At 40.1% G+C, this 12,533-nt stretch carries 7 protein-coding genes and 1 tRNA gene; 3 read left to right on the top strand and 5 right to left on the bottom strand.

Translation table 11 applies throughout. The annotated features are described in order from the left end of the window. Positions 1-90 precede the first annotated feature (90 nt). The 3 genes from nanU to HMPREF1534_RS16695 all read right to left on the bottom strand — a co-directional run bounded on the left by nanU (position 91) and on the right by HMPREF1534_RS16695 (position 5,276). Positions 91-1,605 carry a SusD family outer membrane lipoprotein NanU gene (gene nanU, locus HMPREF1534_RS16685; RefSeq protein WP_005936484.1) on the bottom strand — a complete coding sequence of 505 codons (1,515 nt, stop codon included), beginning with the start codon at positions 1,603-1,605 and terminating at the stop codon, positions 91-93. 30 nt (positions 1,606-1,635) lie between these two features. After that, positions 1,636-4,893, bottom strand: coding sequence for a SusC/RagA family TonB-linked outer membrane protein (locus HMPREF1534_RS16690; protein ID WP_005936482.1), 3,258 nt, complete (start codon positions 4,891-4,893; stop codon positions 1,636-1,638). A 311-nt stretch (positions 4,894-5,204) separates the two neighbouring features. Then, positions 5,205-5,276 (bottom strand) — tRNA-Arg (locus HMPREF1534_RS16695). A gap of 201 nt (positions 5,277-5,477) precedes the next feature. Between HMPREF1534_RS16695 and asnA the strand changes: the two genes are divergently transcribed. Together asnA and ung are read left to right on the top strand one after the other, a co-directional pair. After that, a complete protein-coding gene (gene asnA / locus HMPREF1534_RS16700; protein ID WP_005936480.1) occupies positions 5,478-6,518 on the top strand; it encodes an aspartate--ammonia ligase in 1,041 nt (346 codons plus the stop codon). A gap of 114 nt (positions 6,519-6,632) precedes the next feature. Then, positions 6,633-7,295, top strand: a complete 663-nt coding sequence (gene ung, locus HMPREF1534_RS16705) for a uracil-DNA glycosylase (protein WP_005936478.1) — start codon at positions 6,633-6,635, stop codon at positions 7,293-7,295. 8 nt (positions 7,296-7,303) lie between these two features. Here the strand turns inward: ung and HMPREF1534_RS16710 are convergent, their stop codons facing one another. Both HMPREF1534_RS16710 and HMPREF1534_RS16715 read right to left on the bottom strand, forming a co-directional pair. Next, complete coding sequence (locus tag HMPREF1534_RS16710) at positions 7,304-10,036, bottom strand: putative LPS assembly protein LptD (RefSeq protein ID WP_005936475.1); 2,733 nt, start codon at positions 10,034-10,036, stop codon at positions 7,304-7,306. Positions 10,037-10,755: 719 nt separating this feature from the next. Further along, complete coding sequence (locus tag HMPREF1534_RS16715; protein WP_005936472.1) at positions 10,756-11,292, bottom strand: HD domain-containing protein; 537 nt, start codon at positions 11,290-11,292, stop codon at positions 10,756-10,758. A 54-nt stretch (positions 11,293-11,346) separates the two neighbouring features. Here HMPREF1534_RS16715 and HMPREF1534_RS16720 point away from each other — a divergent pair, with 54 nt between their 5' ends. Next, complete coding sequence (locus HMPREF1534_RS16720) at positions 11,347-12,507, top strand: exo-beta-N-acetylmuramidase NamZ family protein (protein WP_005936469.1); 1,161 nt, start codon at positions 11,347-11,349, stop codon at positions 12,505-12,507. The last annotated feature ends 26 nt before the right edge of the window (positions 12,508-12,533 follow it).

The raw sequence follows: 12,533 nt of genomic DNA, 5'->3' as shown, positions 1-12,533 counted from the left end.
TTTTATTGTAATATGAAAACAAAAAGGTGATTCTTTATCTTTTTATGATAAAAAACCACCTTTATTTTATTATTTAGGCAAGAAATACGGTCAATATCCCGGAGTTTGTTCCAAAGCAGGGTTATTTGTTAATGTATTCTTGTCGATTGGCCACAACAAACGTTGAGGGTAAGAATCATCTGCAGTAGTATACTCAAATACATATTCATCGCCAAAACGACGTAAATCATACCAACGTTTACCTTCGAACATAAATTCCTTATAACGTTCTCTCAATAAAACCTCATTGATACCGTCTTTATCACCTGCCATATTCGGATACCCCATTGTAGCCACATCATAATTAGCCTTATACGCACGGGCACGTATCAAATTGATTTCAGCTGTCGGATCTCCCCCGGTCAATGATTTAGCTTCAGCCAGCATCAATAATAAATCGGCATAACGATATACAGGAAAATCATCAGCAAAAAGTCTTTCTGAAGCTCCTGACGGAGTTGTTCCACGATATTTATAAGGGAAACATCCCACATAATCGTGTGGTGCATCCATTGTAAAGACAGCTTTCAACGTTCCTTGTTTTCTAGTGTCCAAGTTATCAAATTTATCGTATAACTCATTTCTAACAGGATAATACATATTACCATTGAAATTCAACTCAAACTGCCCATCTGTCTCCTTATCATAATAAAGACTCAATGTAGCTCTTTGAGGCACCAGATTATTTCTCCAACTACCGCCAAACAAATCGGTTTCGTTCTGTTTATTATGAATAGTAAAGATTATCTCCTTATTACCTTTATCGTCATAAGCAAACACATCTGTATAATTGGGCATCAAATCAAGAGTTTCTCTGGAGATATGGCTCTGAATATCGGTCAAGGCATTCTGAGCAACTGTAGCATCGGCACTTCCCCCTCCCATCCGGCGACCGGACCACAAATAAACCTCAGCCTTCAGCATCAGCGTTGCAGCTTTCGACCAAAATGTACGTGATTCACGAAAACTGTAATCTGTGCCAAAACTATCTTCCGAACTTTGAATATCCGCTTTAATCTTTTCCATTATTTCCGCAGCCGGACTGGCAGCCTTATCCAGTTTCCCTATTTCAAAACCTGTGCTCGGCTGGTCTGTCCAAACCACATCTCCCCATGAACGAAGCAAGTGGAAATAATAGAATGCTCTCAAGCCATACATCTGTCCCAAATAATAAGCTTTATCTGCCTCTTTCAACAAATTCGTATCAGCAGCTTTACTGATAAACAAATTTATCTGGTTGATATTACTATATAAACCTGCAAAGTTACTCAGACCCGGACGTTCCTGACTTAATATATTAGAAGTAATCTCCTCCACTTTATTACTCTCTCCTGTCCATCCGGTAGAAGGATTATAAATATCTGAACGCAATTCTCCTAAAACAAACATATTGAAAGAGTTCTCACGCAAACGACTGTGCACTCCATACACAAATGAAGTAAACTGTCCTTCACTCTCCCACATATTCTTATCGGTAATGCTACTTACCGGCTCCATATCCAAACATCCCGTCATTGTAAAAAGGGAAGCTGTCATAATGGCTAATGATATAATTTTATTTTTCATAAATCGTTATCTTCTTTTATTATAATAAACTTAGAATGATACAGAAGCACCTACCAACACAGTTCTTGGTGTAGGATAACGTCCGGCATCCACACCCGGATAAGTCAACGGGGCTTCAGGAGAAGAACCACTATAACCGGTAATATAGAACAAGTTCTGACCTGTGATATATACAGACGCATTTGTCATTCCCACCTTAGATATCCAGTTAACAGGTAATTTCCAATTCAAAGTTAATTCTCTTAAAGCCAGATAGTCCCCTTTTTCATAGAATCTGGAACTTCTATCATTAACAGAAGTAATATCACTGCCCTTGGTATCACGGTAGATATTCTTTTTATTAGTAGAATCATCATAATAAGATTTCGGCAGATCGGTATTTGTATTCTCTTCCGTCCAAGTCTTCAATCCTTCCTTTATTATATTTTTAAAACCAACAGACTGTCCCAAAGAGCGCATAGCCACCATATTCAAAATGGTATGTCCTAAAGCAAAATCAAATCGTCCATATAAAGATACATTCTTATAAGAAAGCGTGGTAGAGAAACCTCCTGTCCATTTAGGATAGATGTTACCCACCTTCACACGGTCCAACTGATCTATTTTATGATTTCCGTCCAAGTCCGCCCACAAAACATCACCCGGTTCAATGGGTTTGGTCAATCCATATTTTTTTTTATCAGCATCACTGACATTAGGACCATAAAGTCCGGCAATCATATCAATATAATTACCAGCCATGGTATTCACTTCATTCCAGTCACTAAGAATCTTCACTTGTTTATAGGCATAAATATCTCCCATGGTATGTCCTTCCTGATAACCGCCTACCCAAATAACCTGTTGTGTTTTAGGGTCGAAAACCTGAGTACCGCCCTGACGGTTGTTCTCATTTCCATTATAAGGAAGTTTAATAATCTTATTATGTACCAATGAAGCATTAAAAGAGAAATCCCAGTTAAAGCCCTTCGGATTACGAATCAAGCTCAAGTTACCTTCCACTTCAAAACCGGTATTACGGAGACTTCCCAAATTTGTTTTGAAAGAATCAAAACCGGTATAGCCCGGCAAATTAACATTAGTCAGCAAATCAGAAGTAGTACGGTTATAATAATCCAATATCAAGTTATAACGATTATCCAAGAATCCCAAATCCAACCCCAACTCAAAGGATTTACTCTTTTCCCATTTCAATTTAGAATTAATAACTCCTGTATTTAAAATACCGGTCGTTCCATTATAAGCAGTCTGCTTATCATAAATACCATATACATCATAATTACCAATACCATTTACATTACCATTGATACCATAGGAGATACGAGGTTTCACGGTAGATACTACTTTTGCCAGCTCGCTATCTTTAAAGAAAGCTTCTTCATGCACATTCCATCCGGCAGATACACCGGGGAAGAAGCCCCAACGGTTATCCGACAATTTAGAAATACCGTCATAACGCGCTACAGCAGTAAACAAATAACGACGTTCATAATCATAAGTCACACGTGCAAAACCAGAAGCAATACGATACCCCTGACGATATGAATAAGACCACATATTATCACGACCCGAAACATTCAATGTCGGTATCTGATCAAAAGGAGCACCATCGGCTGTACCTTTATATTGTAAATATTGATTTTCAAAGTACTCACCTCCCACCATAGCAGAAAGATTATGTTTTTCTTTAAAAGTATCAGTATATTCCAACTGCAAGCTATGTTGTTGCTGAATAGTACGTGTATATTCAAAAGATGCTTTACGCTCCGTATTTTCATTCCAGTAATCACGGTATGCCTTATCAAACGTTTCTTTGGTATAATCAGAATAATACAAAGAACTGTTTTCTCTCAAATACAATTTATCTTTTATCAACTCAAGATCAGCACCGATATTCAATGTAGTGCGGCGAGTGTTATTTTGATTGGTCAGCTTATCAAGCCAATACAAAGGATTACCATCTCGTTTGCCATAACCATAGTTAGGCGAGCCATCCGGCAGGTAAGGATTCCATGTCGGCTCCACACTCTGTAAACGCTCAAACAAGTCAGCCGTATCATCATAATATAATTCCGGAGCTTCCGAAGTAGAAAAATTCACCCCTCCCTTTATATTCAAGATGGGCAATACTTTATAATTACCGTTCAATGTACCGCTAAAACGTCTGTACTGAGTACCTTTTACAGTACCGTCTTCCGAATAATATCCTAATGATGCGGCAAAAGTACCTTTTTCATTACCGCCGGTAAAACTCAGATAATGGTCTTGAGTGAAAGCAGGATCTTTATATACTTCATCTCTCAAAGTAGTGCCATAATCCTTAAATACAATTTGCTTACCCGAAATAGGGTCAGTCATTTGTTTCCATCCTTCCTGCAACAAGTCTTCATTGCCATCCAGATATCGGATAGAAAATTGTTCAGGGTTATTCTGACCATACACAGCACCATAACCGCGCATACCATCAATTTGTGACAAGCTACCACCCGAATACTGACGTCCCAAACGTCCGTATTTTATGTAGTTTTCGGCATCCATGTATTCATATCCCTTACGGGCAAAGTTCAGACCACCCTTAAATTTATAAGAAATCTGGGCAACTCCTTCTTTTCCTTTCTTTGTCTGCACCAAAATGACACCATTATTGGCACGAGCACCATAAATAGCAGTCGAAGCTGCATCTTTCAATACTTGGATTGACTCGATATCCGCCGGATTGACATCATCCATCGAGCGAACAACTCCGTCTACTACCACCAACGGACTTCCGGCAGATTCAATACCGGCACCACCACGCAGCACAATAGTAGGCGAACTACCCGGAGCACCGGATGTATTCGTCACCCGCAAACCACTGACAGAACCCTGCAATGCTTGTGCCGCATTAGCAATCGCTGCATTCTCAAGTACTTTACTATCCATTTTCGAAATAGCCGTGGTCATAGTGGAACGTTTCTGCTTCACACCATATCCCACAACGACCACTTCATCCAATACTTCAGTATCTTCTTTCAACACCACCTTGTAATGGCTCTGCGCGCCCACCACAATTTGCTGTGATTTGTAACCAAGAAAACTCACTTCCAGTTTTGTACCTTCCGGAACCTGGAGAGTAAAGTTACCATCTACATCAGTTATTGTACCATTTGTTGTGCCCATTTCCAGAACACTTGCTCCGATAATCGGTTCTCCGATAGCATCTACCACCGTTCCCGTTACCGTCTTTGCCTGTGCTAATACACTAATTGAGAAGCATAAGCACATCATTAAAAAGAGAGCCTTCTTCATGAATCTCAGATTTAGTTGATAATTTAATGTTTAAATAAATAAGTTTAATTAATCGTCAGTTTCAAAACAATCACATAATTAAATATTTTAAATACCAGAGCGAATATATACTCATGTTTTTAATATACACAATTCATCAAATAAACAATATTATTTATTAGCATTATTTTTTAAGAAAAAGCTAAATAACAATAGTGTTTTTCAAAAGTTTCATAACTGAATAACTAGAACGAAGAAAAAAGGTTCACAGAAGGAAAGTATTATTTAGAAAAACCTCCTGACTGAAGTTGGTCAGGAGATTGCTAAATTCGTACACCCGATGAGAATCGAACTCATATCGTCGGAACCGGAATCCGGTATTCTATCCATTGAACTACGGGTGCGTTTTTTTAATGAACGCGCAAAAGTACAAAATATATTTTCTTTCTCCTAATAAAAAGCTCACTTTATGAAACAAAATAATATTTTGCTCTATAAAATAAGCTTAAAACAAACAATTTGACTATATTTTCAACGAAAACAGTAGCATTATCACAAATAATACCTATATTTGCGAACTATTAAAATAATTAGAATGATATATAATGAGTTACCTTATTAAACCTGCCAACTATAAACCTTTGCTGGATTTAAAGCAAACAGAGTTGGGTATCAAGCAAATAAAAGAGTTCTTCCAGCAGAACTTATCATCTGAATTGCGCCTTCGCCGTGTGACAGCACCACTATTCGTTTTAAAAGGAATGGGTATCAATGATGACTTAAGCGGAACCGAACGTCCTGTTTCCTTTCCTATCAAAGACTTAGGAGATGCACAAGCGGAAGTTGTTCACTCACTTGCCAAATGGAAAAGACTGACCTTAGCGGAATATAATATCGAACCCGGATACGGAATTTATACCGATATGAATGCCATCCGTGCAGACGAAGAATTGGGCAACTTACATTCACTCTATGTCGACCAGTGGGACTGGGAACGAGTGATTACCAAAGAACAACGCAATGTCAATTTCCTGAAAGAAATTGTCACCCGTATTTATGCAGCCATGCGCCGCACTGAATATATGGTATGTGAAATGTATCCGCAAATCAAGCCTTTCCTTCCTCACAACATCCATTTTATTCATTCGGAAGAATTGCTTCAGATATATCCGGACAAGACTCCAAAGGAGCGTGAACATGCTATTGCACAAAAATATGGAGCAGTATTTATTATTGGTATCGGATGCCGGTTAAGCGATGGAAAAGAACACGATCTCCGTGCACCGGACTATGATGACTATTCTACAGTCAACCCCGAAAATAATTTGCCGGGATTGAACGGTGACCTATTGGTATGGGACAAAGTACTCGACCGTTCGGTAGAACTTTCTTCAATGGGTATTCGTGTAGACAAGGAAGCATTGCTTCGTCAACTAACCCTGAGCGGACAGGAAAAACGTAAAGAACTCTATTTCCATAAACGCCTGTTGGAAGGCACACTGCCCCTCTGTATCGGAGGAGGTATCGGACAATCACGTTTATGTATGCTCTATCTGCAAAAAGCACATATTGGAGAAATTCAAGCCAGCATCTGGCCCGAAGAGATGAGAAAAGAATGCGCACAACTGGGCATGCAACTCATCTGATAAATTAATCAGTCCTATGTTAGAGCACGAATCAGATCGGTTCGTGCTTTTTATTTGTCACATTTACAAAATATTCTTATCTTTAGGGCATATTTAAACTAAAAAGTAATTGGAATGAACGTACAAATAGAAGAAAGCTGGAAGCAACATTTGGCTCCTGAATTTGAAAAGGATTATTTCGTAAGACTCACTAACTTTGTAAGACAGGAATATCAGACTACCACAGTCTATCCCCCCGGAAAATTGATATTCAACGCTTTCAACCTCTGCCCTTTTGACCAAGTGAAAGTGGTGATTATCGGACAAGACCCCTATCATGGTCCCGGGCAAGCACATGGCCTTTGCTTCTCGGTAAACGATGGTGTACCTTTTCCACCCTCCTTACAGAATATCTTCAAAGAAATACAGAGCGATTTGGGAACTCCTATCCCCACCACGGGAAATCTAACACGATGGGCCAACCAAGGAGTACTGATGCTCAATGCCACACTGACAGTACGTGCGCACCAAGCTGCTTCGCATCAACGCCAAGGCTGGGAGGAATTTACTGACGCAGCTATTCGGGCATTGGCAGAAGAAAGAGAGAATTTAGTATTTATCTTATGGGGAGCTTATGCACAGAAAAAAGGAGCATTTATCGACAGAAACAAACACCTGGTATTGGCATCGGCACATCCGTCACCCCTATCGGCATATAACGGATTTTTCGGAAATAAACATTTCAGCCGAGCCAATGAATATCTGATAGCACATGGGCAACAACCCATACAGTGGTAAATCGTCTTTTAATACCAAGTAACCGAGCTGCCCGTATTACTACGCTGGTCCCATTTCAGTGCATCCGTCAGCAAGTTCGAAGCTGCACGGATACTGAAATTATAAGAAGTAAACGGACCGAACACCAAGCCGCAACTCATATTGAAACAGTGCAAGTCACGACTGATATTCACTGTTGTCATAGACATCTCCTTGGTATTAAAGTCATAACCGGAAGAACAGTTAATATTCCAACGGCTGCCTAATTTAATATTACCCGATACATTCAATGAGTGACTAACCGCATAAGGATAACGCATAGTCTTCTTATTGATTTCCTTCGACCTATCTTCACTGATGCTGTAACTATAACTTAGACTCAAAGACCAAGGCATCTTGAATGCCATATAACCATCGGGATCAATAGCAGCCGCCTCTGTCTTGCGTAAACCGGATTTATCCTCCTCTTCACCATCAGTATTTTCATCATCGTATTGTTCAAGAGCCTCGTTCTCGTTTCCTTTATTCTTATCCTTGCCCGAGTTACTATCATCTTTCGGACCAAACCATTTCTTCCATGTATCATTATTCAATGTGTAAGAGAAAGAACCGCTATATCCCTTAAAACGTCCAAAACGTCCATAAGACCATTCTGTGCGATCATTATCTACCACATTTCCGTTTTCATCAAACTTATAACCATACGTAGCAAATGATGTATTCATACTGAAAGTATAACTCTTTGTCAGTTTCAGACGCAGATTCATACTCAAGTCACTCCACGGACGAGTCTCAGCCGCCGCATTATAAGTAAGCGATGCCGATAACTGATCAATGAGACTTACCTTCTTTATTGAGTCATTAGCCGTCTTTACTTTCATTTCCACATTATTGTCCAATGAGAAGGTAAAACTCTCCGATTTCCCTTTACCCGGGGGAGAGAATGCCTGACCGGCAAACGGGGAGTATTCCACGGTGCGTACCTCTCCGTTTTCGTCTGTATACTGATATGTTTTATAATATCCATAGCGAGAAGCTCCGAAATCAGGAGCATAATTGGCTGTAACAGATGGAGTCACGACATGGCGGATGGCCTCAATCTTATCGCCAAACAGTTTCTTCCAAGGCTTATACATACCATAAAGTTTCGTATTCACCTGAATCCCCATTCTGTAATCATATACACGACTAAAACCATTAATGGTATCCCTTTTTACATTTCCGGCAGCATTAGGGTCATAACTTTGCTCAATCTTACGTGTATACCAACGTTCGGTATAATTGAATGAAGGCACCACATTAAAGTATTTGAACAAAGTAAAGGTAGCGGAAACAGGAATGTTATGTTGCATACCATTATTCCATTTACTGATTCCCTGCTTCAGAATCAAATTATCCTTTGTATTGATACTATTGGTCAGATGTCCTGTATATTGGAAAGAAATCTTCTCATACCATCGTTCGTCTCCGGCAGCATTCTTACGTTTGAAAGGATAGATACGATTCAAAGAAATATTCAAGTCCGGCAACGTAACATTAATAGAAGAGTCTTTCGTATTCTGAGAAAGGTTGAACGTACTCGACAAGTTCAAACCAATTTCAGGAAAGTTGCGCGAATAACTCACACTTGATGTCTTAGTATTATTTGAATACTGATTAGGATCATACAAACTGCTGATGCTCCGGCGGTCGTAACTGCTGGTAGCAAAATTCACATTGGCAGAAAACGAACTGTTCGGACTTGCTTTTGCATCCTGGCGATGACTCCATGAAAGTTTAAAGTCTTTCGTCACACTATAGTCCGGCATATTTTTCTCACCGGTCTTGGTCACCAGATAACTAGCATTAAAGTTACCGCTATATTTATACCTCTTATTATAATTGGACTGTGCGGAAAGTCCCCACGATCCTTTCGTAAATATTTCACCCAAAAGTTTCAAATCCATGCGGTCACTGATGGCAAAATAATATCCGCCGTCACGCAAATAGAAACCGCGATTCATTTCATCACCATAAGTAGGCATGATAAACCCTGAAGAATAGCTGCTATTGAAAGGAAAGAAACCAAACGGCACAGCAATAGGCAGAGGCACATCTTCCACCACCAATTGTGCAGGTCCGAAAACCACATTCTTCTTGGGGCGTACTTTCGCCATCGAAAGTTTCAGATAAAAGTGAGGATGGTCATGCTGGTCACAAGTAGTATATTTACCGCGACGAAGATAAAGCTCATCACCTGCTCCTTTTTTGGACTCTTCACTGGTAACATATCCTTCACCCTGCTGAGTGACAATATTGTTGATAAACCCTTTTTTAGTCTTGAAATTATAACGCATGATTTTAGACTCGTATGGGGTTTCCCCATCCTTAAAGATAGGAGTACCGGTTTCCACGCCTACCGAATCAGGAACACCACGGGCATATACCGTACTGCTGTCCATATTCATGGTGATTACGGCAGAAGTCACTTCAATCTTTTCATAATTCACTTTTCCGTCACCATACAGATGCGCATATCCACCTTCGGTAAATACAATGGAATCATTCGCCTCATATGCTACAGGAGCATCCAACGGTTGTTTCTTTTTAGGTGCAACAGTATCCACCGAAAGCGTATCTACCAGTGTTGTATCTACGTTCAGGGTATCTCTACCGGATGCCGGGTTTCTCCTTCTGCGTTGTGCACCCGAACTTAACGAAAGCATCAGGCAGGCAAATAGTAGTAAAAATGGTATAAATCTATGTCGTTTTAGTGGCGTCATTCACAATACTTTTACGCTTTGAGGGGCAAAATTAAGCATAATCCGCCAATTATGAACTATTAAGCGGATATTTAATTTATTTTATTAGTTACTCAAAGCCTGTTTAAATTTTCCTCAACCATAATCTTACAGTTCCAATTTGACCGATACGACACCTGACATAATACCTATATAGGTGCAGGTTTATGCGTATATACGTGTAGCCCGATGCGTATATATGTGTAGGCTTACGCATACGTACACGCAGGCTTGTGCCACCGTATGTATAGACCAATGCGTATGTACACAAAAAGACTTTGATGTTTTTAAAAAAGCTCGGGAAGTTTTTTAAAAACATCAGCACCTTTTCATGTAGGAGCAGATTGAATCACCCTCCCCGATCCGATCATTTCTTCTTTTCCCTTCATCCTTACATTCCAGTCAAAACACACTGTTTATCAAACGGTTAAAAATGACAGCACTTCCCCTCATCCTCGTTTCAGCCGTGCTTTTCAAGTCCCTTCACAATTGCCTTCAGAGCACACAATGCAATTCTCGTGTTTTACGAATGAAAGGAGGCTGAAGGAGCGATGACGAGATGTTCTTTCATGACCGGAAGCCTATCAACAGGACGTTTCAACGGCTAATGAAAGGAGAGAGGAAGAAACGATTCGACTGATACGGAAACTTTATAATGAAAAGATTTCAGCCATTTTTAAACAAGCTCTAAGTCTTATCTATCACAAGAAACATTCACACCAATGCTTAAAGCGTATCACTCCATCTTCTCCATAACGCGAAATGCTTTTCAACGCCTTTTCTACGCTTTTCTCTCTATCAAGATGCGTTTTTGAAAAGAATTTATCTGCAAAACAAATAACCTGTTCTTCCATCGAAACAGGAACCATATCACGATGCGGAATCGGTAAATCCTGCTCTATGATGCTTTGTAATGACATTCCGGCCCCGGTGTGACGCTCGCAAACCAATGCATGGCGGGGATACCCTTCTTTCATCAGCAGTTCGGAACCTAAATAGCCGTGACAAATGTATGGATGAGTGCCAAAACACTGAATGCCGGAAGCGTCGGTCATAAAAATACCGATGTCGTGCAACAGGGCAGCTTCTTCCAAAAAGCCGGTATCCAGATGAAGTTCCGGGTGCTTGACGGCAATCTGCAACGCTTTGTCAGCCACCGAACGACTATGAGTGAGCAGAATATGTTTCAACTCGTTTTCTTCAGAATAATATTTATTAATGATAGCAAGTGCGTTCATCTTCAATTAAATTCTTATTTTTGTGCAATATTACAAAATAATCTGCATATAAACATGAAAACAAAATATCTTTTCCTTCTTTCTTCTTTGTTTATTATCAATACTTTGTTTGCTCAAAAGATAGTAAACGGAGCCGAGCAAATGGAAACCCTGCTTCCTTTGCTGAACAATAAACGGGTAGCATTGGTGGTAAATCAAACATCAATGACAGGCAATACACATCTGTTGGATACACTGCTTGCTTCAAATATCAACATAAAAAAAGTATTTGCTCCCGAACACGGATTCAGGGGAAATGCCGATGCAGGTGAAACGGTTAAGAACGGTAAAGATATCAGCACAGGCATCCCTATCCAATCACTATACGGAAAAAACAAGAAACCTACTCCACAACAGATGCAGGATATTGATGTGGTGGTGTTCGATATTCAAGATGTGGGAGCACGATTCTACACTTATATCAGCACCATGCACTACGTAATGGAAGCGTGTGCAGAGAACCATAAAGAGCTGATTATCACCGACCGTCCTAATCCTTGCGATTATACAGACGGGCCTGTTCGGATAAAAGGATTAAAAAGCTTCGTAAGTATGCACCCCATCCCTGTATTGCACGGCTGCACCGTGGGCGAACTCGCGCAAATGATAAACGGTGAAGGGTGGCTGGCGGGAAAACGAAAATGCAAGCTGACTGTCATTCCCGTAAAGGGATGGAAACACGGTGATTCTTACTCCCTTCCTGTGAAACCTTCTCCCAACCTGCCTAATGACCAAGCGATTGCGCTTTATCCCTCGCTGTGCCCCTTCGAAGGCACTGCCATCAGTGTGGGTCGAGGCACTTATCACCCTTTTCAAGTCATCGGCTCGCCGGACATCCGACTGTCTTCCTTCCGATTCAAACCGGAAGCTTTGGAAGGCTTTGATAAAAATCCAATGTATAAAGGACAGTATTGTTATGGAAATAACATGAAAAGTTTGTTGCCCCCTAAAGGGTTCTCTTTAAGATACATCATAAGTTATTATCAGGAATACAAGAATATGGGAAAAGCTGATAAATTCTTTACCCGTCCTCAGTGGTTTGACATGCTGGTGGGCAACAGGAAAGTCAGAAGGCAAATCACAGAAGGAAAAAGTGAAGAAGAAATTCGTGCCGGATGGCAAAAGGAACTGGAGGAATATAAAAAGATGAGAAAAAAATACCTGATTTACGAATAAAATACCTAGCTTTGCAAACCTAAAAA

Origin of the sequence: Phocaeicola massiliensis B84634 = Timone 84634 = DSM 17679 = JCM 13223 (genome assembly GCF_000382445.1) — a bacterium.
Lineage (GTDB): Bacteria > Bacteroidota > Bacteroidia > Bacteroidales > Bacteroidaceae > Phocaeicola > Phocaeicola massiliensis.
Note: the sequence above shows the minus strand (reverse complement) of the source record. Positions and strands in the feature narration are given on the sequence as shown.

Bases quoted from the DNA above. Each gene is read 5' to 3' on its own strand.
- HMPREF1534_RS16720 (WP_005936469.1), top strand. From the start codon at position 11,347: ATGAAAACAAAATATCTTTTCCTTCTTTCTTCTTTGTTTATTATCAAT.
- HMPREF1534_RS16710 (WP_005936475.1), bottom strand. From the start codon at position 10,036: ATGACGCCACTAAAACGACATAGATTTATACCATTTTTACTACTATTT.
- ung (WP_005936478.1), top strand. From the start codon at position 6,633: ATGAACGTACAAATAGAAGAAAGCTGGAAGCAACATTTGGCTCCTGAA.
- nanU (WP_005936484.1), bottom strand. From the start codon at position 1,605: ATGAAAAATAAAATTATATCATTAGCCATTATGACAGCTTCCCTTTTT.
- HMPREF1534_RS16715 (WP_005936472.1), bottom strand. From the start codon at position 11,292: ATGAACGCACTTGCTATCATTAATAAATATTATTCTGAAGAAAACGAG.
- asnA (WP_005936480.1), top strand. From the start codon at position 5,478: ATGAGTTACCTTATTAAACCTGCCAACTATAAACCTTTGCTGGATTTA.
- HMPREF1534_RS16690 (WP_005936482.1), bottom strand. From the start codon at position 4,893: ATGAAGAAGGCTCTCTTTTTAATGATGTGCTTATGCTTCTCAATTAGT.